This is a genomic window from Bradyrhizobium paxllaeri, assembly GCF_001693515.2.
Classification (GTDB): domain Bacteria; phylum Pseudomonadota; class Alphaproteobacteria; order Rhizobiales; family Xanthobacteraceae; genus Bradyrhizobium; species Bradyrhizobium paxllaeri.
This window is the reverse complement of sequence record NZ_CP042968.1, coordinates 7,601,577-7,625,862: the sequence shown is the minus strand read 5'-3', so window position 1 is coordinate 7,625,862 and position 24,286 is coordinate 7,601,577. Positions and strand designations below refer to the sequence as shown.

General features: G+C 59.4%; 23 protein-coding genes. 13 read left to right on the top strand and 10 right to left on the bottom strand.

All coding sequences use genetic code 11. From position 1 onward, the window contains the following. Positions 1–64 precede the first annotated feature (64 nt). From hemA to LMTR21_RS36460, 5 genes are all read right to left on the bottom strand, one after another. The gene (hemA, locus tag LMTR21_RS36480) at positions 65–1,294 is read right to left on the bottom strand and encodes a 5-aminolevulinate synthase (RefSeq protein WP_065752982.1); all 1,230 of its coding nucleotides are present in this window, start codon (positions 1,292–1,294) and stop codon (positions 65–67) included. A 204-nt stretch (positions 1,295–1,498) separates the two neighbouring features. Continuing rightward, positions 1,499–2,560, bottom strand: coding sequence for an MBL fold metallo-hydrolase (locus tag LMTR21_RS36475; RefSeq protein ID WP_065752983.1), 1,062 nt, complete (start codon positions 2,558–2,560; stop codon positions 1,499–1,501). A 175-nt stretch (positions 2,561–2,735) separates the two neighbouring features. Further along, positions 2,736–4,862, bottom strand: a complete 2,127-nt coding sequence (locus LMTR21_RS36470) for a methyl-accepting chemotaxis protein (protein WP_065752984.1) — start codon at positions 4,860–4,862, stop codon at positions 2,736–2,738. A 209-nt stretch (positions 4,863–5,071) separates the two neighbouring features. Then, a complete protein-coding gene (locus LMTR21_RS36465) occupies positions 5,072–5,797 on the bottom strand; it encodes an outer membrane protein (RefSeq protein WP_065752985.1) in 726 nt (241 codons plus the stop codon). Positions 5,798–6,019: 222 nt separating this feature from the next. Further along, positions 6,020–6,340 (bottom strand): helix-turn-helix domain-containing protein, encoded by a 321-nt coding sequence (locus LMTR21_RS36460; RefSeq protein WP_065752986.1) that lies wholly within the window; start codon positions 6,338–6,340, stop codon positions 6,020–6,022. 98 nt (positions 6,341–6,438) lie between these two features. Between LMTR21_RS36460 and LMTR21_RS36455 the strand changes: the two genes are divergently transcribed. Continuing rightward, on the top strand, positions 6,439–6,681 hold the full coding sequence (locus tag LMTR21_RS36455) for a hypothetical protein (protein WP_141688300.1): 243 nt from the start codon (positions 6,439–6,441) through the stop codon (positions 6,679–6,681). A gap of 6 nt (positions 6,682–6,687) precedes the next feature. Here the strand turns inward: LMTR21_RS36455 and LMTR21_RS36450 are convergent, their stop codons facing one another. Beyond that, positions 6,688–8,151, bottom strand: a complete 1,464-nt coding sequence (locus LMTR21_RS36450) for a GH1 family beta-glucosidase (protein WP_065752987.1) — start codon at positions 8,149–8,151, stop codon at positions 6,688–6,690. Between the two features lie 12 nt (positions 8,152–8,163). Next, on the bottom strand, positions 8,164–9,150 hold the full coding sequence (locus LMTR21_RS36445) for a glycoside hydrolase family 16 protein (RefSeq protein WP_430642609.1): 987 nt from the start codon (positions 9,148–9,150) through the stop codon (positions 8,164–8,166). A gap of 365 nt (positions 9,151–9,515) precedes the next feature. On the opposite strand from LMTR21_RS36445, the gene LMTR21_RS36440 reads away from it, so the two are divergent. The 4 genes from LMTR21_RS36440 (at position 9,516) to LMTR21_RS36425 (ending at position 13,769) form a co-directional block, all read left to right on the top strand. Further along, positions 9,516–10,505, top strand: a complete 990-nt coding sequence (locus LMTR21_RS36440) for an HD-GYP domain-containing protein (RefSeq protein WP_187399273.1) — start codon at positions 9,516–9,518, stop codon at positions 10,503–10,505. A 177-nt stretch (positions 10,506–10,682) separates the two neighbouring features. Next, a complete protein-coding gene (locus LMTR21_RS36435) occupies positions 10,683–11,708 on the top strand; it encodes a hypothetical protein (protein ID WP_065752989.1) in 1,026 nt (341 codons plus the stop codon). A 328-nt stretch (positions 11,709–12,036) separates the two neighbouring features. After that, positions 12,037–13,116, top strand: coding sequence for a hypothetical protein (locus LMTR21_RS36430; protein WP_065752990.1), 1,080 nt, complete (start codon positions 12,037–12,039; stop codon positions 13,114–13,116). Beyond that, positions 13,113–13,769, top strand: coding sequence for a GTP pyrophosphokinase (locus tag LMTR21_RS36425; protein WP_141688301.1), 657 nt, complete (start codon positions 13,113–13,115; stop codon positions 13,767–13,769). Before LMTR21_RS36430 ends, LMTR21_RS36425 begins: the two co-directional genes overlap by 4 nt. Here LMTR21_RS36425 and LMTR21_RS36420 read toward each other — a convergent pair. After that, positions 13,766–14,530: a hypothetical protein gene (locus LMTR21_RS36420; RefSeq protein ID WP_141688302.1), complete on the bottom strand. Its 765-nt coding sequence runs from the start codon at positions 14,528–14,530 to the stop codon at positions 13,766–13,768. The two genes, LMTR21_RS36425 and LMTR21_RS36420, sit on opposite strands and share 4 nt — an antisense overlap. A gap of 12 nt (positions 14,531–14,542) precedes the next feature. Further along, entirely contained in the window at positions 14,543–15,055 is a 513-nt protein-coding gene (locus tag LMTR21_RS36415) for a Panacea domain-containing protein (RefSeq protein ID WP_187399272.1), read from the bottom strand. A 238-nt stretch (positions 15,056–15,293) separates the two neighbouring features. Here LMTR21_RS36415 and LMTR21_RS36410 point away from each other — a divergent pair, with 238 nt between their 5' ends. The 8 genes from LMTR21_RS36410 to LMTR21_RS36375 all read left to right on the top strand — a co-directional run bounded on the left by LMTR21_RS36410 (position 15,294) and on the right by LMTR21_RS36375 (position 23,026). Continuing rightward, a complete protein-coding gene (locus LMTR21_RS36410) occupies positions 15,294–18,344 on the top strand; it encodes a class I SAM-dependent DNA methyltransferase (protein ID WP_065752995.1) in 3,051 nt (1,016 codons plus the stop codon). A 261-nt stretch (positions 18,345–18,605) separates the two neighbouring features. Further along, entirely contained in the window at positions 18,606–19,325 is a 720-nt protein-coding gene (locus tag LMTR21_RS36405; protein ID WP_141688303.1) for a hypothetical protein, read from the top strand. After that, positions 19,318–19,977, top strand: coding sequence for a hypothetical protein (locus LMTR21_RS36400; RefSeq protein ID WP_141688304.1), 660 nt, complete (start codon positions 19,318–19,320; stop codon positions 19,975–19,977). Before LMTR21_RS36405 ends, LMTR21_RS36400 begins: the two co-directional genes overlap by 8 nt. Before the next feature lie 274 nt (positions 19,978–20,251). After that, positions 20,252–20,428: a ribbon-helix-helix domain-containing protein gene (locus LMTR21_RS36395; RefSeq protein WP_084030607.1), complete on the top strand. Its 177-nt coding sequence runs from the start codon at positions 20,252–20,254 to the stop codon at positions 20,426–20,428. Positions 20,429–20,506: 78 nt separating this feature from the next. Next, positions 20,507–21,508 carry a helix-turn-helix domain-containing protein gene (locus LMTR21_RS36390; RefSeq protein ID WP_065752998.1) on the top strand — a complete coding sequence of 334 codons (1,002 nt, stop codon included), beginning with the start codon at positions 20,507–20,509 and terminating at the stop codon, positions 21,506–21,508. 644 nt (positions 21,509–22,152) lie between these two features. Beyond that, positions 22,153–22,338 carry a hypothetical protein gene (locus tag LMTR21_RS36385; protein ID WP_065752999.1) on the top strand — a complete coding sequence of 62 codons (186 nt, stop codon included), beginning with the start codon at positions 22,153–22,155 and terminating at the stop codon, positions 22,336–22,338. Beyond that, positions 22,338–22,751, top strand: a complete 414-nt coding sequence (locus tag LMTR21_RS36380) for a hypothetical protein (RefSeq protein ID WP_065753000.1) — start codon at positions 22,338–22,340, stop codon at positions 22,749–22,751. Before LMTR21_RS36385 ends, LMTR21_RS36380 begins: the two co-directional genes overlap by 1 nt. Next, entirely contained in the window at positions 22,748–23,026 is a 279-nt protein-coding gene (locus tag LMTR21_RS36375; protein ID WP_141688306.1) for a hypothetical protein, read from the top strand. Before LMTR21_RS36380 ends, LMTR21_RS36375 begins: the two co-directional genes overlap by 4 nt. Before the next feature lie 384 nt (positions 23,027–23,410). Here LMTR21_RS36375 and LMTR21_RS36370 read toward each other — a convergent pair whose 3' ends face one another. Beyond that, positions 23,411–24,040 carry a recombinase family protein gene (locus tag LMTR21_RS36370; protein ID WP_065753002.1) on the bottom strand — a complete coding sequence of 210 codons (630 nt, stop codon included), beginning with the start codon at positions 24,038–24,040 and terminating at the stop codon, positions 23,411–23,413. Between the last annotated feature and the right edge of the window lie 246 nt (positions 24,041–24,286).

The following is a 24,286-nucleotide window of genomic DNA, read 5'->3' as shown; positions in this document are numbered from 1 at the left end:
AACGCTTTGGGCCGGCAGCGCACCGCGCTACCAGCCCAATTCGCTGGGATTAGCAGGGGTAGGGTTACTCGGCCGCGAGCGATTTCTGCTTCAAGGGCAGGCCGAGGCGGTCCCAGACCTGCAGCAGCGCTTCGGCCAGCCCGTCGATCAGGCCGTCATCATGGTAGGGCGAGGGCGTGATCCTTAAGCGCTCGGTGCCCTTGGCGACCGTCGGATAGTTGATCGGCTGGATGTAGATGCCGTGCTCCTCCAGAAGGAGGTCGGATGCCTGCTTGCACTTCTCGGGATCGCCGACGAACAGCGGCACGATGTGGGTGTCGCTCGACATCACAGGGAGCCCTGCGGCATTGAGGATCGCCTTGACCCGGGCAGCGCGGTCCTGGTGGCGCTCGCGTTCCCAGTTCGAGGTTTTCAGGTGGCGGATCGCAGCCGTTGCGGCCGAGCAGATCGCCGGCGGCAGCGCGGTGGTGAAGATGAAGCCCGGCGCATAGGAGCGGACCGCGTCGATGATCTCGGCCTTGCCGGCGATATAGCCGCCGAGGCAGCCGAAGGCCTTGGCGAGCGTGCCTTCCAGCACGTCGATGCGATGCATGACGCCGTCGCGCTCGGCGATGCCGCCGCCGCGCGGGCCGTACATGCCGACCGCATGGACTTCGTCGACATAGGTCATGGCGCCATACTTCTCGGCGAGATCGCAGATTTTTGCGAGCGGCGCGACATCGCCGTCCATCGAATAAAGGCTCTCGCAGGCGATCAGCTTGGGCCTGTCGGGACCCGCCGCGATCAAAAGTTCTTCGAGATGGGCGAGGTCGTTGTGGCGGAAGATCTGCCGCTCGCAGCCGGCCTGGCGAACGCCCTCGATCATCGAATTGTGGTTGAGCGCGTCAGAGAGGATCAGGCAGTTAGGGATGAGCTTTGCGATGGTCGAGATGCCGGTCTGGTTCGAGACGTAGCCCGACGTGAACAGCAGCGAGGCTTCCTTGCCGTGCAGGTCGGCGAGTTCCTGTTCGAGCTGCACCAGTGGATGATGGGTGCCGGCGATGTTGCGGGTGCCGCCGGCGCCGGTGCCGACGCGCGTCGCGGTCTCGACCATGGCGCCGACCACCTTCGGATGCTGGCCCATGCCGAGATAGTCGTTGGAGCACCAGATCACGACGTCGCGCTTGCCCTTCGGCGAGTGCCAGACCGCATGCGGGAAACGGCCTGCGATCCGCTCGAGATCGGCGAAAACGCGGTAGCGCCGCTCGTCATGCAGACGGTTGAGAGCGGTTTGGAAAAATTTGCTGTAATCCATCACAAGACCTGGAACGGAACCGGCCGGATTGGCTTGGCGCCTTTTTAGAGCCTTTCCAGCTTTGATGTCTATGTGATTTCCCACATTTTGGCGTGGCTCCGGGATGCTACCTAGCCGGCGCAAATGTTGATCGGGATCAAGGCGCTAGGCAGGATTCGCACGCACGGTATTTCGTTTCCGGAAACGCAATGGGCCGTTGCGTTGTCAGGTGGTGCGGAACCGCAGCACGCCGTCCGTGACCTCGCAGGTCAACCTTCCCTCGACCAGCATGTAATTGACGTGCGCGACCAGTTCGCCGGCGGCAAAGCCCATCTGGTGCTCGTCCAGCACATGCTTGTGGAACACGACCGGCACCAGCTCCTTCGAGGTCTGCGGCACTTCCCGGCAGGCTTCCGCGATCAGGCGGCAGCGATCCTCGTGGTGGTCGGCGAGCTGCTTGATGCGGGTCTTCAGCCCGTAGAACGGCACGCCGTGGCCGGGCAGCACCATGACGTCGTAGGGCAGCGTGGTGGTGAGGCTGGCGAGCGACGCCAGATATTCGCCGAGCGAGTTCTGGTCGGGCTCGACCGCCCAGACGCTGACATTGGGCGAGATCTTGCTCAGCACCTGGTCGGCGGAGAGGAACAATTTATCGGCGGCGCAGTACAGCATCACCTGGTCGAGCGCGTGGCCGCCGCCGGTGATGACCTTGAAGCGCCGTGTGCCGATCACGACCTCGTCGCCATGCGAGATGCGGCGGTAGGACGGCGGCAGCACCGAAACCCGCTTCAAATAATCCTGGCCGCGGCTCATCAATTTGTCGGTCAGGCTCTCGTCCATGCCGTGACGGCGGAAGAACAGCCGTTGCGCGCCGACCCGCTCTGCGGTGCCGCGGTTCTGGTGATAGACCGATTGCAGGTATTCGACCTGCGACATCTGCAAGGGGCAGTCGAAGCGCTCGGTGATCCACCCGGCAAGGCCGACGTGGTCGGGATGCGAATGGGTGACGATCAGCCGCGTGATCTTCACATGCCGCAGCGGCCCCTCGAACAGGGTCGTCCAGGCCGTGATGGTTTCCTCATTGCCGAAGCCGGAATCGATCATCGCCCAGCCGTCGCCGTCGGCGAGCAGGTAGATGTTCACATGATTGAGCCGGAACGGCAGCTTGAGGCGGACCCAGAGCACGCCGGGCACCACCTCGACGACCTGATCGTGGCCGGGGTGGCTTTCGAAGGGGTATCGCAGTGCCTCGGCCGAGGACTGCACCGTATCGGATTTCGAATGCATGCTACCGGCTTAGCGGTAGAGGCGGCGCGGCGCTAGCTGAAAAGCGGATAGCTATCGAGCAAAACGGGGGGGAGGGGGTTGAGCCGTCATTCCGGGGCGCATCGAAGATGCGAACCCGGAATCTCGAGATTCCGGGTTCTATGCTTCGCACAGCCCCGGAATGACGATGTTCTAGCTACGCCGCCCGGATATTCGACAGGAACGCGTCGATTTCCTCGCGCAGCACGTCGGCCTCGCGGCGCAGCGCGTCGGAGGCGGTCAGAACCTCGTCGGCGGCGGTCTCGGCCTGCGCCGAGGCGCTGGAGACGCCGACGATGTTGTTGGAGACCTCGCTGGTGCCGCCGGCGGCGTGTTGGATGTTGCGCGCGATCTCGCGTGTTGCCGCACCCTGTTCCTCGACCGCAGCCGCGATCGCTGTCGTCACCTCGTTGATCTCGGCGATCGTGCTGCTGATGTTGCGGATCGCGGACACCGCGCTCTCCGTCACCGTCTGCATGCTGACGATCTGCTGGCGGATCTCGTCGGTCGCCTTCGCGGTCTGGTTGGCGAGGCTCTTCACTTCGGATGCGACCACCGCAAAGCCGCGGCCGGCATCGCCGGCGCGCGCCGCCTCGATGGTGGCGTTCAGCGCCAGAAGGTTGGTCTGCGAGGCAATGGTCTGGATCAGATCGACCACGACGCTGATCCGCGCTGCATTGTCCGCAAGTCCCTGCATCGTGGCGTCGGTGGCGCCGGCGTCTTGCACCGCCTTGCGGGCGATCTCCGACGAAGTGATGACCTGACGGCCGATCTCCTCGATCGAGGAGGACAGTTCCTCGGTGCCCGACGACACGGTCTGCACATTGGCCGAGGTCTGCTCGGCGGCGGTGGCCACCGCGGTCACCAGCGCGCTGGATTGATCGGCGGTCGCCGACATGCTTTGCGCGGTCGACTGCATCGAGCCCGCCGCGGTCTGCAGGCTGTCGAGCGCCGTGCGAACGGTGGTTTCGAACTCGACGATGCGGGCTTCCATGCGGTTGGCGCGCTCGGTCTTGGCGATGCGGTCCTTGTCCTGTTCGGCAGACAGCGCGCGGCTCTGGATCATGCTCTCGCGGAACACCTGCAGCGAGTCGGCCATGACGCCGATCTCGTCCTGATGGTGGGTCTGATAGACCTGCGTTTCGAGATCGCCGCTGGACAGCAATTGCATCGAGCGCTGCAGGTTGCTGATCCGCCGCAGGATGTTGCGGCCGACATAGAGCCAGACGAACAGCACCGAGCCGACCAGCGTTCCAATGCCGAGGGCGAGCATGACCATGGTCCCGAACGAGATCTCCTGGCGCGCCTGCCACGCGGCGGCGTCGGTTTCCTTCTGTACGGCGTCGACCAGCTGCTGCACGCTGATGCCGAGTCCGACATTGAGCTTGCGGGTTTCCTCCAGAATGGTCTGACCGTAATCGTCGGCATCCAGCTCCTGTTGGCGGACCTTGAAGACGCCGGTCTTGCCCTCGGCAAGCGCAATCAGCTCCAGGGTTGCCCGCCGGACCACATTCATCGCGGTGGTCTTCGGCAACCGCTCCGCATTCGCCTTCACACGCGCCTGCGCGGTGCGGAAATCCTTGCCGATGGTCTCCAGCGTATCGCCGTTGGTCGCCGACAGCGCGGCGATCATGTCGAACGCCATCATATTGCCGCTGGCGGCGATGTCGGCGAGCTGGTCGGCCGTCTTGTGGGCGTTGATGGCGTCGGCCTGGGAGAAGCGGGGCGCGGCGTAGATGCTGTAGAGTTCGGTCTGGGCATCGATCGCGGCGGGGCCGGCGGCAGAAATGAAGCGACGTTGCGCCTTGCGCACGGCCTCATACAATCTTTCATGCTGGGCGGCCAGTTCGAGCCGCTCCTTCGCGGCCGAGCCGAGGCTTTTGATCACCTCGTCGATGTTCTTCATGTTCTCGGTGAGTGCGGCAACCACCGCCTTGTCGGCGCCGAGTTCGACGATCTCGCCGAGCTTCTGCAGCGCGACCGTCTGGGTCTCCTTCATTTTCCGGGTGCGATCGTTCAGCGCCTCTTCGCTGCGCGCGGCGAGCACCGCCGGCCCCTGGCTGGCAAGGCTCGCGCTCTGCGCCGAAAGTTGCAGGCTGGCGGCGAGGCGGGGAATGTCGCGTCCGCTCAAGTCCACCATGGTCCCGCCGAGCCGCCCGAGCATCAGGCCGGCGCCGGCCGAGATGACGATCGCCATGCCGGCGATGACGGCGAATGCGGCAAACAGACTGCCCCTGACGCCGAAGCGAAAACCCTTGTCTCGCGATTTCGATTGTACCGCCATCTGCCCGCTGCCCCGTCTACGCTACCTTGGGATGTTTCCTCGCGCGGCAGTATCGCGATACCCGGTTAACAAGTTTGGAAAACCGGAACGTTTTTCGCCATAATTTTGGCTTGCACGGCATTTGCCGGGTTTTTCCGCGGACCGGAAAACGAACAAAACAAAAAGGCCGGCGTGAAAGCCGGCCTTCTGCAATTCGCGGTTGAAAGCGCTCAGTAGCGTGCGACCACCGGGCTTGCGAAGTTGAAGCGATAATTAACGCCAAGCTTCAGGGTGTGGTCCTCATTGTGGAAGCTTCCGAACGGCGCCAGCGCGACCGGGTTCACGAAGCGGCTGCTGCCGAAATCGTAATACATGTACTCGCCTTTGACCGACCAGTTCGGGGCGACCATGTATTCGAGGCCGGTGCCGACGGTCCAGCCGTTGCTGTGGTTGCCATCGAGCAGGAAGGGGATCGGCACGCCGGCCAGCGTCACCCGCTCGCTGTTGTCGGAATAGGCCCAACCGCCTTTGACGTAGATAAGGCCCGGACCCCAGGTGTAGCCGATGCGGGCCGTGATCGAGCCAAGGCCGCGCTGATCGTTGGTGTAGACGTAGCCGCCCGGGAAGGTGGCGGTGAGGTTGTTCTTGCCGAGCCAGGAATACTGGCCTTCGGTGCCGAGCACCCAGTTCGGCGCGAATTGCCAGTCGAGGCCGGCCTGAATGCCGCCGAGCAGGCGGGCGCGGGAATCGCTCAGCACCGTGCCGTTGAAATCGTTGCTGCCGCTGAAGGCGCCGCCGATATGGCCGCCGAGATAGAAGCCGGTCCAGTTATAGAGCGGTGCCGCATAGGCGGGCGGCGTCTTGTAGTAGGAGCGCGCACCGAGATCGGCGCCGAGGGCCGGTGCGGCGGCGGTGAGAGCGGCAAAGGCCACGAGGGCTGCGAGGATCTTCTTCATGGTGTTGGTCTCCGAAAACCGTTCGGCGACACCCTCGTGCGGGGCATCACATGGCCACGCACTTAGACTGCATTTATCTAAAATGCTGTCACTCCGAGGTGACAGCGGGCCTGAACCCAACCCATTGGCCGATAAACGTTTTTTGTACTTAATGAAGACCTAATCAAAGGTAAGCAAAGGCTTAATTTCGGTAAGTCTCTACCGCCTCGAAGAAAGCTTTGCTTAACCAATGCGGCGGCGCACGTCGCCGCGCATCTGCTCGCGGAAGGCCTGCCGGCGCGCCGGGCGCTCTTTCACCGGCACGTCGTGGCGGTCGAACACGTTGAACATTTCGAGGATCGGATAGTGGTCGCTGGCCATCGCCAGGATGCGCAGCAGTTCCGCGACCGGCCCGGTCGGACCGGTGACCTCCCATTTGCGGATGGTATCGGCGCCATCAGCGGCCGGCAGCCCGCACAGCTTGGCCATGTCGGCCACCGACAGCGGCCGGCCGATGGCCTCACCGAGATGCTGGCGAAGTTTCTTCAGTTCGGCTCCGGTCACGGGTTCTCCGCTTCAAATTGACATCTGTGAAGTACGTCACACCCCCCTTGTAACTTGAGGCGTATACGCAGCGCACTGGTTCTGCGAGGAGGCAAACCATGCGTCGAGTACTCGAAAGCCTGACACCTGACCACCGCCGGCTTTACTGGCAGTGGGTCGGCGGCATGTTCGTACTTTATGTCGTGCTGATGATCACGGCCGCCGGTGCATTTCTAGGTCACGAATCGTCGCGCAAGGTTGCGCAGCAACCCGTCACGACTGTGGCAACCGACCTCGAGCAGCGCTCCGCGTCTGAAATCCTCACACCGGTGCGGCAGGCCGCGCGATATGGACAGGACTGACGCCGCTCAGACGCCGATCGCATTCCGCGCCACCACGTCGCGATAGAAGGCGACGCTGAGTTTCGGCGTCCGCCGCTGCGTCTTGAAGTCGACGTGGTAGAGCCCGAAGCGCTTTTCGTAACCGTAGATCCATTCGAAATTGTCCATCAGGCTCCAGAGGAAATAGCCGCGCACCGGCACGCCCTCCGACGTGGCGCGCTGCAATTGCCGCAAATAGTTGCGCAAGTACATGATGCGATCCAGGTCGTAGACCTGGCCGTCGTCGCGAAGCTTGTCTTCCGACGAGGTGCCGTTCTCGCTGATGTATATCGTCTCGATGTTCCAGACCTTCGCGGCCAGCCGCGGCGCCCAGTAGATCGTTTCCGGGCCGACGCGAAGCCACTCCGAATTCATGTGCGGGAATGAGGCAGGGAAGGGCAGCACGCTCCAGCCTGGCGCCTTGTCGGAAGCGGCGATATAGAATTGCGGCGCGTAGATGTTGAGGCCGACGAAATCGTTCGGCTGCGAGATGATCCTCAATTCGGCGTCGGTGAATTTCGGCGCGTTCTTGCCGGCGAACTGCAGGAATCCGTCAGTGTATTTGCCTTCCAGGATGACGCCGAGGAAGCCCGAGTTCAGTTCGCGCGTCGCGATCTCGGCGGCGCGGACGTTCTCCGGCGTGTCGAAGGCCGGCACGCAGGCGGCGATGTTTTCCGCCGGCCCCACCTTGGTGCCCTTGCGTCCATGGGCGCGGATCGCCTGCACGGCGAGGCCATGCGCCAGCGCCACATGGTGGCGGACCTGATTGACGTCGGCGTCCGGCAGTTTGAGGCCGGGCGCGTCGACACCCCAGCCATAGCCGAAATTCACGAACCTTCCGGCTTCGTTGATCGTGAAGATCGAGTTGACGCGGTCGGACAGGCGCGCGGCCACATGGCCGGCGTAGTCGCCGAATGCCTTTGACGTTTCGCTGGACCGCCAGCCGCCGACCTTGTCCTCGAGCGCCTGCGGCAGATCCCAATGATAGAGTGTGGCGTAGGGATCGATGCCCTGCCGGAGCAGTTCATCGACGAGACGATCGTAGAAGTCGAGGCCCTTCGGATTAGGCTTTCCGGTTCCTTCCGGAAATATCCGCGGCCATGCGATCGAAAACCGGTAGGCTTTTGCGCCCACTTCCCGGATCAGGCCGATGTCTTCCTTGTAGCGGTAGTAGTGTTCGTTGGCGCGGTCGCCGGTGGTGCCGTCCTCGATCTTGCCGGGCGTGTGGGAAAACGTGTCCCAGATCGAGCGGCCGCGGCCGTCTTCATTGACGGCGCCCTCGATCTGATAGGACGAGGTGGCGGTGCCCCATACGAAGTCTTTCGGAAAACTCGCCAGGCCCGGCCGGTTGGCTGCTGCTTGGGCGGCGGCTTCAGTCGGACGCGCCGCCATGCCGAGGGCGGAGAGGCCCGCCAGCTTTGCAAAATGCCGGCGCGAGAATTTTCCGAACATCTTGGTCTCCGGTCAGCGTTCGTCGATTTGATAGGCGGATACCCGGTCGATCTCGAAGGCGACGGTCACAGGCGATTCGCCGTCGACGAAGCCCACGCCCTCGAGAGTCTTCGAGCCCATCGCAAGGTTCACGATCATGTACATGGGTTCGTGGAAGCCGACCGGGACCTTGATCTCGGAGACCGGCTGTCGGTCGATGAAATAGGTGATGCGATCCGGCTGCCAGAGCACGCCGTAGTCGTGGAACGCGGTCGCGGCGTCCGGCACGATGAAGTCGAACCCGCAGCGCTCCACGCGCTGCGTCTCCGGTATCCGCCAATGCGTCGTCATCACGATGTCGCCCGGCCGCTGCCCGCGGCCCTCCATGATGTCGACTTCGGGCGGCCAGCCGCCGTCATCGGCGAGCATCCAGAACGCCGGCCACACGCCGGTGCCGACCGGCACCTTGGCGCGGATTTCGAAGTATCCATACTTTTGCGAAAACCTGCTCTGCGTCGTGAGAATGCCTGACACATATTCATTGTTGAACAGCACGGCCTTCAGCGCCGGCGGGGTGCGGCTGGCCGTGATCGAGAGAATGCCGTCGCTGACCTTGAACGGATCGAGGCCGAGCGGCGTTGTTTCGCGCCCGCCATAACGCGGATCGACATAGATCTGCTGTTCGCCATTATAACTGGTCTTGCGCCTGAAATCGGAGCCCTCGCCACCCCAGTAACGCGCTTCCGGCCAGGCAGCGCCGCCCGCGTAGTAAGACGCCCATCTGCTGTCCAGCAACGGATGCGCGTCGAAATCGTCGTGAAAGGTCCGGTGCAGCGCTACCGCTGCGAAGGATACGGGGTTCGGCGCCTCGACGCGGCGGCATTTTTCGCCGAGGATGGCGGTTGCGACCTGCAGCGTCAGTTTGGTGGTCGCGCCGGCGAGATTGGCCTGGGCGGATGCCGGGCCGGCGGCGATCAGGCAGCCGACCGAGACACAGCCGACCGAGAGCAGGGCGTACAGCGTCGATCTTTCGGTTCCCGAATTTTTTCGAGACGACAGATCACTCACCGACGATGTCCTCGATCTGTCTTTTGAGGTCGAACCCCGCGCGTCCCTCATTTGAGGTACGTAATTATACGAGGTAGCCGCTTAACGGCAAGGTAGCCTCGATGTCCAACAATGAGGTACGTTGAAGGTACCCGATGCCGATGGGACCGAGTGTGTGGGCCCGGTGTTCCGCAACGCGGGCAGGATTGTTCAATTTTTCTTTTCTGTTCTTCAGCGTCGAGGGACGATTTCTTTAATATTCGTGCGTACGGACTTTCCCCGAAATGCTCGTCTATTTTGTCACAGACGAACCGACGAAGTTGCCTGCGATTCGGGCGATGCTCGAGCCGCAACATGCCGTGGTCCCCTGGCTGCTGGGCGGTGACGGCACTCGGATCAGGTCGCATGGCGTGCTGATGGTCGACGTCGACCTGCGGCAGATGCCGCGCGTCGATCAGCTCAGGTTCGTTCTGCAGGACCTCGCCAGCATTCCTGAGAAGCTGTTCGTCGTTCACAATCTTTCCCGCTCGATGGTGGCGCAGGCTCATGCGCTCGGCGCGACCTCGATCATTTCGCGCCCCAAGGAAGCCATTCTCAAGGTTGCGCAGATCGAAGCGGCGGAATCCGCCGCGGCGGACAACGCCGAATCTCCGGGATTGGACATGGACGAAGGCGTGGCAGCCTTCGCTTCGATGTTTTCGAATGTGCGCCTTGGCAAGCCGGTGAAGGTCGCCGATGCGAAGCGTGCGACGTCCAAGATCATTAACCGCGTCGGGCGGGACGGACTGTCGGCATGGCTCGACGAGGTGCGCCGCTATCACGAGGGCACGTTTCAGCATTGCCTGCTCGTCACCGGCATTGCGGTCGGCTTCGCCCTCGATATCGGCTTCTCCGGCGCCGACGTATCGCGACTCGGCTTGGCGGCGACCCTGCATGACATCGGCAAGGCCCGCATTCCGCTGGCGATCCTCGACAAGCCGGGCCGCCTCGATCCCGAGGAGGAGGAGATCATCCGGCGCCATCCCGTGATCGGATACGACCTCTTGAGGGGCGTAGCCGGCATCACTCCAGAGATTCTGGACGGCGTGCGGCACCATCACGAATATCTTGACGGTTCAGGTTATCCGGATGGGCTGAAAGCCTCCGAGATTTCCGATCTCGTCCGGCTGCTGACGATCTCCGATATCTTTGCAGCCCTCATCGAGTCGCGGCCCTACCGGCCGCCGATGCCGCGGCCCGACGCCTACCAGATCCTCTGCGGCATGGAAGGCAAGCTCGAGGGATCGCTGGTCAAGGCGTTCCGCAACGTCGCGCTCGGGCCGGAATAAGGCAGCGGGAGCACAAGCCGCGCCGATTTTCCTGATTGCGGCTGAACCACTGTCGACACCGGCCCGACCAACTCTTCGCCACCGATAAGCGCATGGCGCCTCCGCGCCGGACCGTCGAGTCCGTGTGGGGCAGGTTAGCGATGCTCGCGATCTTTCCCGAGGTGGAGAGCCGAAGCCATGAATGTCAGCGGCCAGGATATCCATCAAACACTGGAATACAGGTCGACAACGGCCATCGTCAGGCTGCTGCCGACCGGTCTCCTGCTGATCTTTCTGGGCCTCCTTATCTATGCGCTGGTCGATCTCGATCGCGAGCCATGGACGATCATCGGAATCGTGCTCTGCTGGGTGTTCGGCGCTGGCCTGGTCGCCCTTACGCTTTGGCGGCGCTCGAATCCAGGCAAGCCATTATTCACGCTTTCGCCCGCGGGCATTCATTACCGGATCCCCCTGATCAAGGAAGTGCTGATCCCCTGGCGCGAAATTCAGGGTATCGGCACGATCGATGTTGAAGCGACGTACTGGTCGTTCTTCCAGTTCGGTCAGTTCGCAACACGCAATCTGTTGCTCCTGCGCGACGTCACCGTGGTTCTGCTTTCGAAGTCATTTTACGACCAGCGGCTCTTCGTCGACTCAGCCCTGCTGCGCGGCCCCGGATGGAGCGCCAACTTCATTCCCAAGGGTTCGCAGGTCCAGATGGCGTTGCACCACGAGTTCGTATCGGTCGAGCCGCGCGCACTCCGCGCAGCGGTCGAAGCGCGCTGGCTTGCCTTTCGCGACACGCCGGCCGTCGAGCCGGCGAGGACGAGCGTGCCAACTGTTGGGCTGAACGTCGGATCAAGTGCGACGGCATCGCCGAGCAATGTTCCGAAGGCCGCTGCGGCTCCCGCGCCGAAGCCTGACGTCGTGGCAATGGGGGAAAATCCGAAGGTCATCTCGCGCTGGGACACCGTCAAGATCGTTGCCCTCTCGATCGGCATCGCCGTCATGCTGACCAATCTCATCGGGTTGTGGCAGATGCCGGGGCAGGCACAGGAGCGCCAGGAACGCGCAGAAAAAAGCGCAAAAGCGCGCGCGCAACAGAAACATTGGGAGGAGACGTCCAGACGGCTGAAGGAAGAAAGCAAGAAGCGGGAAGTCGAGGAAAGGGAGCGGCAGGAAAAATTCGAGCAGGATATGCGGCGAACTTTTGGTGGCCGATAGCGGCTTGCGGCTGCTGCGGAGAGAGCTGGGTGTCGGCCATTTCCGGAAAGAATGGTGCTGCCAGACAGGATTGAACTGATACTGCAATCCGTCTTGGTATTGATTTTATTGTTCTTTTCAGTCCAGCGATCTGTTTTTGTGTGGCACTCTTGCGGGGTGCCTCTTCTCTAAAGGCTATCACATCCGTACATGCGAATGCCACTGCGGTCAGCGCAGCTTCCTCTACATGGCCGGATGCTGATTTGCGGAAGCCCGGCCCTCGCCTTCGCCCATCAACGTGCCATCCCCGCGCGCTGTGGAACGCCATCTGAAAGCACGCAACCGGCGGTTGACCAAAGAGGCCTGTGTTTCTACGTTGCAGGAAAAGACAATATCGGGGGGAGGGAAATTGCCGATCGAGCACATTCATACTTTTTTGGTCCACCCGGGAAAGGGGGAGAATAGCCCGGCGCCCATCGGTGGAACCACCATAACGCCGAAAGGCAAACTGTCCGATCTCTTGAACGATATTTATGCCAACTCGGACGTCGAATGCGACATCGAGATTTCGTTCGACCATGCCCCAGACGGGTCGCAACAAAACGACTGCCGCGACCTGCTGATTGCGTATCTTCAGAATCCTACGTTGGCGAGAGCCAGACATATCGCAGAGCGGCTACAGAGTAGTTCCGATAGGCGTCCGGGACTCGGTCTGTTGTTTGTGTTGTCCGGCCGTGAGGGGCGCGACCACAAAGCCGTTATTTCGCGGTTCCCTACTGATAGCGCGATCCTGGCTGAAGAACAGGCGAAAAGCCTCACAATCGAGTTTCTTGAGCGTGTGTTTATGAAGAGTGCAACAGCGTACAAAGCAGCAGCGTATCAGCACTCATCATTTCAAACGGGCTTCTGGACGGGGCGGACTATCGACAGGCAGTCCAACACACGGTTTGCCCCCGCATCCGACTATTGGATTTTTGATTTCCTTGCTTCCAATTTCCTCCTTACACCGGCGGCAGGAACGCGCCGGCTAGGAAAAGCTCTGCGAGACGCGGCGAAGTATGCGGCGGACGTCAACACCAAATCGGAGATTGCAGCCGCAGTGACGCTAGCCAAGTCACTGAGAGGGCGACAGACGAGCATCAATGACTTCATGAATCAATTTGGCCTATCTCCCGAAGCGCAAAACGTCGTAATGGGGGTGCTACCTGACCCCGCTATAGCCGAAGAGAGATTTCGGTTTGATCCAGAGGAGTTCCGCAATCAAGTCGCTTTCCGTTCAGTCCAGTTGGACAACGGCGGTCTTCTAACGGCGGAATCTGCGGAGTTTGATGAGGTGTTCACGCGCGAAGTGATCAACGCCCGCACCAACGAGGTGCGCTATTCGACGTCAGGTCACATCGTTAGCGAGCGACTGAGGAAGTCGCAGTGACGAATCTAAGGGCAACATATCAGGAGCGATTTGGAGTTCTGGAGGAACTAGCAAAGCGCCTTGAGAAGCAACTCAATGAATATCTTCAGGGCGAGAAGCGAGTCGATCGCATCGCGGCGCGACCGAAATCGATAGATCGCTTCCTGCAAAAAGCTGAGGCGATGGTCGATGGACATCCGAAGTACGATGACCCGCTCAATCAGATTCAGGACCAACTCGGCGCGCGGGTCATTACATTCTACCTTTCGGACATAGATCGAATTGTTGAGGTCATTAAGAAATACTATCGGCCCATCGAAACTAAGGTTCTTGTTCCGGACCATGAGTGGAAGTTCGGTTACTTTGGTCGACACTTCATTTTGTTGCTTCCGTCAGACGTCATCGACAGAAGTTGGCCGCGGGAGCACGTTCCGGATTTCTTCGAGTTGCAAATCCGCACGCTCTTTCAACACGCTTGGTCAGAAGCAAACCACGACCTGGGTTACAAGCCGGGCGCAACGCCGCTGAAGCCCGAGTCGGAGCGGAAACTTGCCTACACGGCGGCCCAAGCGTGGGGCGCCGATCAGATGTTTGAGGAGCTTTTCCTATCTCAAGAGGCGCCGGCCGCCATAGACGGAGTAGGCTCCGACGTCGGCTTGGGTAACGGGGCTTAGGAAGTAGCCTGCGGATCATCGTCAAAGAGATCAGCCTGCCTAACGTCGCGTTGGCGAGTTTGCCCATCCGATGGTTTGGTCTTCGCCGTAGAGGACAATTCCGCGACCGCCATGCGATAGCCTTCAGCGAAGATTGTCAGCATTTCCAATTTTGTCTCGTCGCTGACTCGAGGAATATCACGAGCATCGACGATGCGAAGTTGCCGCGGTGGCTTTTGCTTGCCGGGCTTCGTCTTCACCTTTGGCACACTGAAGTCCAATATCTGGAAATCAGCCGCCGCGAGATCAGGGTCATCCGCGAGAAGTTCATCCACCAAGCTTGTGAACAGCGATAGCCGCACGTCCGCCAATGGATTGGATCGCCAGAAGCTGAACCACGGAAAGATCAGCTTGCCACCAACTCCGTACAACAGAGGTGGATCGAAGGGCACCCTCAAACCGCGCCCGATAGAGTAGTAGCGACGGTCAATAGTTTGCACAAAGTCAGGGGATACGCTGGCGAAGTGATCCCTGATCAGTGGAAGAACGCCTAACAAATTCTCCCGGACGTCCGATCGCTTAATGTGGCGGCGGATGCCTTCCACGATCTCATCATACGGCTGCTTGAAAACCAGCATGTCCCGTACGGCGCCAAACAACGGGTTGTAGTTAAAGCTTGGAGGACTTTCCGCCAGTGAAACAAGCTTCCGACAAATCCGCTCGGGCGTATTCCGCCAATTCCGAGCAAGGTGCTGTACCGATGGCACTTTAAGCTTTGACACGCCGTCCTCTTTTCATTGCAAAATGAATTTTGGCACGCGCTTGGAGTAGAAACCTACGATTTGTTCGTCGCTGATCTTCATGCCGGGGTTAATTGCCCCTGAGTGATTCCACACAGTGTACCACGGCCCGCCTACCGCATGTGTAAGCTCAACTAGGTCACTCGGCCGGAGTCGCGAATAGAACTCAACAACTTTTTTGAGTACATCTGTCGTGGCATTATCAAATTCATATTGCACAACTTCGCTTCGACCGGTCAGCGGATTGATTCGCCTTGCACGCTCGCGAATCGGCGATCGATCAAAGCTCTTAAATTCGCGGTACAGATAAGGAAGGACGGGGCCGTATTCCCAAGCTTCGAATCGGTGCGCAACTAGCGGGGATTTCAACTCAATCAGCGACCAGACGTGGCAGAAGTAGACGATTTTTTGCAAGGATAGGTTCGAAACTTCCGCTCCGCGTTCGGCGCATTTGTCGAGCACAAAGTTTGCGACTGCTCGTCCATCGTACGGCATTGCTACGCCCATTGTTCCCATTTCGTTCTATTTGATTTCTGTAAGCTCGACAAGGCGCGCGTAGGCGAAGCGGAGCTTATGAACAGCCGAATCACCCTGGATATGGCTATTCGCGGCCAGCGGAGGAGAAGTGACGTTGGACCGGGCCAGAGTTGGAGTTGCCTGCGCTTCACGGGCGAGCAGATCATCGCTATACGCATCGATGAACAGAAGTATTGGTGCAACTTCTACGACACTCCTGGGGGGTTAATTGACGCCCGATGAATTTATCCGAAAGTGGAAGAACGTCGAACTGAACGAGCGGGCGGCGGCTCAATCCCATTTTCTCAATCTCTGCCAGATGCTGGACGAGCCGGCGCCGACCGATGTCGATCCGAAAGGCGAGCGGTACGCCTTTGAGCGCGGCGCGACCAAGACGACTGGCGGCGAAGGTTGGGCTGATGTCTGGAAGCGGGACCACTTTGGCTGGGAGTACAAGGGCAAGCGGAAGGACCTTAGAGCGGCTTTCGCCCAACTGCAGCAATATGCCCTGGCTCTCGAAAATCCGCCGCTGCTGGTTGTCTGCGACATGGACCGGTTTGAAATTCATACCAACTGGACCAACAGCGTCTCTATCGTTCACGCCTTCACGCTTGACGATTTGCGTGATCCCGATATTCGTCAGAAGTTGAAATGGGTCTTTTCCGATCCGGAACGACTCAAGCCGGGTAAGACAAGACAGACACTGACCGAAGAAGCGGCCGCGGAATTTGCTGCGCTCGCCCAGAGGCTGCGTGACCGCGGCCACGATCCCACGGTCGTGGCGCACTTCGTGAACCGGCTCGTGTTCTGCATGTTCGCAGAGGACGCAGAACTGCTGCCGAACAAGATGTTCTTGCGGATGTTGCAGGCCGCCAGGAGCGAGCCCTCGAGATTCCGCCGCCATGCTTCCACGCTGTTCACCGCGATGAAGGACGGCGGATTGGTCGGATTTGAACAGATTGAATGGTTCAATGGCGGTCTGTTCGATGATGGCGAGAGCCTCGATCTGGAAGCCGACGACATTGCGATTTGCCTGCGTGCCGCCGAACTCGATTGGAGTGAGATTGATCCTTCGATTTTCGGGACATTGTTTGTGCGCGGGCTAGACCCGAACAAGCGCTCCGAAACTGGATCAGAATACACTGATCGCGAAAAGATAATCATGATCATCGAGCCGGTGATCACAAAGCCGCTCTTGAATGAATGGGAAAGAGTCCGATCAGGAATTAACAGCTATCTCGATCCCGCTCAGCGCAAGGTTGAGAGCGAACTTGAGAATGCCTCCTCCTTTCCAGAACTGGAGGAAGAAATTCGCGCCGTTAGATCGCATCTTTCCGCACGGCCGCAACTCGAACTGTTTGAAGCCCTCCCGAAGCAGCGCAGGGTTCGGAACCTCGATGCTGTTCGGGCAGGTTTGCGATCGGCGGACAAGGCACTGCTCGACGCTCAGGTTCAAGCGGAAGGCGAGTTGAAGGCTTTTCAGGCCAGACTGCGGACATTGCGCGTGCTGGACCCTGCGTGTGGATCGGGAAATTTTCTTTATCTCGCGCTTGTCGAACTCAAAAATATAGAGCGACGGGTCGCAGTCGAGGCGGAATTGCTGGGCTTTCCCCGTAGTTTTCCCTCGATCGGCCCCGAAGCCCTGCTTGGCATAGAGATCAATCCATATGCGGCCGAACTCGCGCGGGTTTCTGTCTGGATCGGGGAAATTCAGTGGATGCGGCGCAACGGCTTCAACGTCGGCCGCCAACCTATCTTGCGTCCGCTTACCAACATCGAATGCCGCGATGCGATCATCACAGACGAGAGACAGCACGCGCCCTGGCCCGATGCGGACGTTATCATTGGCAACCCTCCATACTTGGGCGCCAAACTCATGAAGCGCCGCTTGGGCGTAGCGCAAACGGAGGCAATCCGCGCGTTGTACGAGGGGCGGCTGCCGGGCTTTACCGACCTTGTTTGCTATTGGTTTGAACGGGCTCGCGAGCTTATCGAGAGAGGCGTGGTCCAGCGCGCGGGTCTCGTTGCTACCAACTCGATCAGAAAGAATACCAATCTGCCAGTGATGCAGCGCATCGCTGCGACCACCCGGATTTATGAGGCATGGAATGAAGAGCAATGGACGGTCGACGGCGCGGCGGTTGACGTTTCGCTGATCTGCTTTGGTAGCGCGGACGGCCTTGAGACCCAACTGAATGGCGTTCAAGTTAATTCGATTAATCCGGACCTGACCTCGGGGCTCAATCTAACGCTGGCAAGGCCGCTACGTGAAAACAAGAATGGGGCCTATCTTGGCATACAGAAGAGTGGTCCATTCGACGTGTCTGGGGAGATCGCGCGCGCTTGGATGCGAGAACCGACCAACCCAAACGGCCGAACAAATGCTGAGGTGCTGAAGCCATATTGGAATGGCGATGACCTAACTGGCCGGCCTCGTGACGTTTGGTTCATCGATTTTCCGTTGGGCCTCTCAAGGGCTGAAGTCTCTCTGTTCACCAAGCCGTTTCGTCATGTCGAAACTACTCTGGATGAAGACGGAAAGACCGTACAACAATTGAGAGAGGATCTTGGCGAGAGAGCCGGGCCGCGCTGGTGGGAGCCGCATTGGCCCCGTCCCGGGATGCGCAAAAAGATCGAAGCGCTGCCGCGATACATCGTCACGCCAGAAACGGCGCAATACCGACTCTTTGTGTGGCTATCCTATCCGGTGCTGCCCGACAAGAATCTCATCGTCATCCCGCGAGAAGACGACCTCATGTTCGGTCTCTTGCACAGTCGCTTTCACGAACTCTGGGCGCTCCGAAAGGGTTCCGATCTCGAAGATCGGCCGCGGTACACGCATACGACCACGTTTGCCACTTTTCCTTTTCCGGCCGGAATGACGCCTACCGTGCCCGTCGAGGAGGCAAGAGCGCACCTCGCTGCCGAGCCCATTGAGACCGCCGCACGTCGATTGAATGAACTTCGCAGTGCTTGGCTCTACCCTGAAAATCGCATCAATCGAACTCCCGAGGTCGTGCCCGGCTTTCCAGACCGGCTATTGCCCAACGGCCCAGAGGCGGAGCGCGAATTGTCCGCACGAACGTTGACCGCTCTCTACAATGAACGGCCGACATGGTTGGTAGAAGCGCATCTAGCGCTTGATGCTGCGGTGGCTGCCGCATACACATGGCCGGCCGACATCTCAGATGACGAAGCCCTTGCGCGGCTGTTCGTGTTGAATCAAGAGAGAGCCGCCGGTGTGGGCCCACTCGTGATGGCAGACGAAATGCAGGATTGAAATGGCGCCATTCTGATTGCTTCGCGCCGTCCTCCTCCATAGTCGCTGGTCGGTGTGCGGCAACCTCTAACGAGGGTTGGCGGCGCCTATGAGCGCTAGCACCAAGCATGCTAGACCTCCAGAGTGCTTGAATGCGACGTGACGGCGAATCGCAGTACCAAGACCGAAGTTCGATTGAGCCGCCGCGTAAGAGCTTACCCGTCTATGGTCCGAAACGGTCCGTGCAAGCCGCATATGGTGGACCAGCCTCGGAGACTCTGAATGTTAGATGCATATTTGAGGAAAGGGGCTCGGCTACCTACCGAGGCTAGTGAAGGGCGCAGGGTTATCGAAGACGTCATTACGTCTACTCTATTCGGCCCATTGAAATTCATGTCCCCTGGTCATTCTGGCCAGATCCTTTCTTGGCTTACCCGCCAACAATGTAATGTGGAAGCCGAGGTTTGGAGCATTCAGTTATGGCCCCGCCTCTCAGTAGATGAGGCCTCGGCGAATGAATACACGATTGAGCCAGACCTGATCATAGATGGTTGCCTTGGCAAAAAGCCGTTTCGCTGGATTATTGAAGTGAAGTGGGACGCGGTATTGCATCGCCAGCAGGTTCAGGACCAAGTCCGGATTTGCACGAAATATCAAGCAAATTGGATTCATGTCTCACTAGTGAAATCGGCCGATCTTGCCGCGTTTGAATTTCCGGGGACGACAATAATCCAATGGAACCAGGCGCTGAGGGTTCTTCAAGATGTTCTTCGCTCCGGTGCGGCGGAAGGCGCCAGCCTGATATGGTGCAAAGATGTGATCGCATTTCTCGAAAAGCTTGGAGTGGGTACGTTTGAAGGCTTTGGACAGTTGAATTTGGAGCCAGTGACAGTTGAAGCATTTGATCTATCGATTTGGCGCGGAATTTCTTTGCGTGATCTGATTGAGGTTGTGACTCCAGTCAGCTTCTCACTGCGGTCCGATGGAGCTTTTGATGTCTAATATCTACAATTCGTTTTTGAACGTCGTGAAGGTCACAAGCGAACTCTCGGCTCTTCAACAATCAGCACGAGACTTATTTCAACCGCCGGAGGGATTTGGTCTCTCGTCTTTTTCGTGGACGCCGCATGAGAAGTCGGCGGAGCACGAATGGGTGTGCGTCTGGGCGGCAATCGGCGCGACGGTTTTCGTTGAGGGGCCAAGGAAGAACAGACCCATCGGTCGCTTGCTTCTCTGTATGGACCTTTTCAGGCAAACGGCCCCAACTACCGTGAGAACTGTATTGCCCCATTCCACAGAAAGTTTTTTGACGTGCGTCTTTATCGCTGGGAGCAACGTCACCGACAAAACGTATGATCCTGTGTCTCTCCAATTCACGACCGACGGATGGCCAATGCTTGCAGAAATGTTCGTGGCCCATGAAAGCGGAAGGCTGCTTCAATATCTGGAGCCGGAGGAACAGGACTTGGCAGACTGGACACAGCGCGCTTGGCTGTTTGCGGTGCCTCTCTCGGCAATTTCCAACAGGGAGCAGTTCCGAACGGAACTCGTCGCCCCATACTGGAACGCTATCACGAACAAGAATCCAGGAACTATTTTCCCGGAGGGCAGCGCTGCTTGCCGATTTCCGCTAGCTCGCTCTTCCGTTGGCTGATCAAGCTTGATGGCGCAAGATGGTCCTGCCCAAACAACAATATCAGATTGCGGCGAACCACGGGGGCTGGCGTTTACCCTCGGCGTGGACTCGTGAAATTTAAGGCATCACTATTGTCAACTATGGGGCCGCCAATTCCCCGCTCGGGGAATTTCCGGACGCCGCTGTCAAACATTTGCCGGGTCACGGCCCCCTTCAGTTGAGGCCTTGGTTGCAGGTCCACCACTTGCGCCTCGGCAATCCCGCCAGGGCTTTTACCCTTGAGGAAGGAAATATGAGCCGTCTCTTCTACGACCCCAACACCAAACGTCCTTACGTCGGCCTCCGGCTGCCAGTCGAACAACTGGCCGCACTGGACGAGGCGCGGATCAAATTGCGTCAGAGCAGGTCGGAGTTCACGCGGCGGGCCATCGCCGAGCATCTGCAACGGATTCAGACCGTCGCGAACTAACCACCCCCACAAAGAGAAAGCCCCAAGGCGCGACCAACGCCTCGGGGCTCGATGACAATCACCTGAAGATAGAAACACATGGCACAAATCGCCCGAAAGAACAAGCACAGCAACGACAATAGCCGACCGGCCAAGGTCATCACGTCGCCGGAAGGCGTGAAGATTCAGATCACCGCGGGCCGAAAATTTCAAACGATCCGAGCCTTTGCCGGCGATCCTGAAATTACCGATGCTCAATTCAGGGCGCTGGTTTGCATCGTTGACCGGTTAGATGAAGGCTATTCTCTCGATGAAAGTCGGTGGGGAAGCGCCTATCCAGATTTCGAAACGCTGGCGAAAGATATCGCGAAGGATGAGCGCGCGGCAAAGCGAATTGTCAAAGAACTGGAGACCGGCCAGCGTGAGACCCGCTCCGGTGGGGTGACGAAGCTTGTCCCATCCAAGGCCGTTCTAAACGTGCAACGCTCCAAGGCCAAGAAGAAGCATAACGTCAATCTGTATCGGTTGAAGGACTGGGGAGCGTTCGCGGTCGATGCATCCGAGAAGGATGCGGTGGCTGCACCGTCACAGTTCGGAGAGGGGGCCGTCACCTGTAAGGAAGGGTGCGGTGACCTGTCAGATGGGGTGCAGTCACCTGTAACAGAGGGGGCGGTGACCGCACCCGACTCTACTCACTTGCCCACCTCATCAACCCATCTCATCAACTCACCTCATACCGCGCCCGCCCGTGGCGAGCGTATGCCGGCTGATTTGGCTGAGCCTCGATTCCATAGTGCTACCCGTGCCGCGCGCTGGCCGCACGACTGGATGGATCGGTTCTGGGAATCGTGTCTGAAGCAAGAGGGGAAGACCGCGACCCACAAACTGCTCGATGAGATCAGAAGGAAGGGCCAGGTCTCCTTTGACGACATCCTCCACGGAATGAAGGCATACGCTCTCTCGGTCAAAGGAGAGGATGAAAAATACATCAAGAAACCGGCAAACTTCATCAAGGAAGAAATGTGGAAGGACGCGGCGTCGTTCAAACCCAGGCCGGCGAACTCAAACCGCCCTGCCTACCGGCAGGTGGTTGCCATCTAGTGAAAATTGCGTCCGCCGGTCCAACCGTGATGTTGCCGGCTGGGTACTGGATTTGGATAGCGCGCCAGCCCGCCATATCGAGCCGCAAGGCGTTAGCTGGAGTGAGCCGCTACGTTTCAGCTCTCAATCACCTTGCGGCCTGAGCGGCCACGCCAGCGCGTTCTAGGCGCGTTGCTGTTTTCAACTCACCGGGAACCGCTGATCGTATGATAAGCGGCACGATGATCGTCATCGCTTCCCTAAGGGCACATCGATCACCGTTGAAGTCCGTCAACTCGGCGTTTACCTGCCAAGCATTCCCAAGCAGGAAACAGCACGTAATCTTGCAGCGTGTTAATTGCTGCCTCGATGGAGTCCGAGGTGCAGGGGAAAGCGGTCTAAAAGGAGCGGCGCGGATGTGCTGTTCGCTCGTCCGATGCGTTCTCCTTAAAAGGGAGCACTGGCATTTCGACTTGCATTTGCATTTACCGGCAGCTTCCGTTGACAAAAGCCGGGTACTCTGGTATGTATTCAGGCACAATCGGACAAGATATGAGATAGCAATAAGGCCACCCTCGGGTGGCCTTTGTTGTTTCTGCATTTGAACCCTAAGCCCGCTGCGCTCTTACCCAGCGCAGGCGGGCTTTTCTTTTGGAGAAAGAAGAATGACACCGAAGTTTGATGCCGCTGCGCTCGTCGCATCACCAATGCGGAACATCAGCGTTCTGTTGCCGGAGGCGCTTCTAAATGAGATCGACAAGGCCGCTGTCCGCGACGACCCGTCCGCACCCAACAGATCGTCCTGGATGCGCCGTGCGTTGATCGGCCAACTCAAGCGTGAGGCCGCGTAATGGAGGATCACCTTGAAGACCTGATACTGACCGAGGCGCGCAGGCAGGGCATTCAGCCGAACGCGGATGCCATGCGGAAAGCGGCCATCGATCTCGCCGGCAGCGTCATGACCAGCGATGGACTGATCGCACTGCCCGGTCGTGGCAGCATCACCACGGCAGATTTCGTCCGCTCGTTGCAAAAGCAGATGCCCGAGGCGTTCGGAACGCTCAATGAAGGCAAGCCGGCCATCAAACCGAGCGGCAATCTGACGGCCGACATGAAGGCGGAACTCGAATCCAGCCGCCGCAAGCAATCAATGCCAGCCGACTGGGGATCAGTTAGAGCCAGGTATTCCCCCGACAGCCTCACGGCTCGCTACATGGAAGAACTCGCGGCAAGCCGCCCCGGAAAGCAAGGAACAAGAAAATGAAAACAGGATATCGAGCACGCATGGCCGGGGCTTTTGAGCGGGCCGAGCGGTACAACGTTGGCGAAGATGTTCGGGCTGCTCGTGGCGTCACACTGGCGCTCTACGATCTGCGGAGGCGGCAATCCAACGCCGATCAGCGGGTCAATGAGGCCCGGACAAAGCTTGAGGCCGTTGACGTGAAAGCGCTGGAAGCCGAACTAAACGCCGCACTAGCGGAGCAAACCGCGATTGCGGAAGAGTTGAAAGCGGTGGAGCAGGCAACGTTGGCAGCGTGACCGGCAACCGGTTAGAGTTTGGACGGCGGTTTAGCGGCTTCACTCACAGAGGGGCCGCCGTCCTTTGGAGATGCAACAACGGTGGTTTTGAGACGATCCGGACTGCTTACAACGCTCGCGCTGGCTCTCACCGTTGCGCCTCCCGCTCTTATCCTTCCTACGCCGGCAATGGCCGAGACCCAGTATCCCACGCCGACTCGCGATGGCCGGGAACGCTTTCAGCGCACAGGCACATGTCCTACCGGGTTCGTCGGTAAAGGGCACAAATGCGAGGCTCTGCGCGCTGACACGCCGCACGCCTACCCGGTGATCCCGGGCAAGCCCTGTCCATCCGGCACGTTCCGGAGCGGCGACGCTTGCAAGGCGTTCCGGTGAGCTAGTGGGTTAAGCCGCTGGCTGGGCACTCTTCGTCCGTTTGGCGATCTTGGCGATTGTTGCCCGGCTACAATCGGTAGCGTTCGCGATTGAAGTCCACGACATGCCGGCCCTGAGCATGTTGGCGATCTCGCCATTGCGCTTGGTATCTTCCGGCCTTCCCTTGTATTTGCCTTCCACCTTTGCCTTGGCTTGCCCCTGGGCCTGCCTGCGTCGGCGATCGTCGTAATCCTTGCGGGCGACAGCGGCAAGCACGTCCAACAGCATGCCGTTGATGGCTTCGAACATGCGCCCGGTGAACTCATCGGCGGAGCTGGTGGCCATCATCCACGAGGTGGGAAGGTCCAAGGCCACGACGCGCACACGGCGGGCGGTTAGTTCAGCTTTCAGCCGTTCCCAATCGGAGGCAGTCAAGCGCGACAAGCGATCGACCTGCTCAACCAGGAGGATGTCACCAGGACACGCATCAGCGAGCAGCCGGAACAGTTCGGGTCGAGAGAGCTTCGCGCCGCTCTCGTTTTCGACGTACCAAGCCGCGATCGTCAGACCACGTTCTGCGGCGAACGTCCGCAACTGCTCCCGGGCGCGGGTTGCGTCCTGTTCGGATGTGGAAGCCCTGAGATAAGCACGAACGAACATCTATAAGTCCTCAGTTCAGTTTGGATGGTTCACTTATAAATGGTTCATTTTGAATGGTCAAGACGATTTATTGAACCACCCTTGCGATGGTCCGCGAGAGGCATACCCAAACTGAACCACCATTCGACGGGCTCGTCGGGCGCGCTCTCTGGGCCGGCGAGCGAACACTGCCGGGCTCAAGTCAGTCTGCGGAGCTTCCTGATGATCTCCCGCAGGTCATTCGCATAGTCCTCGATGGTCCGCAGA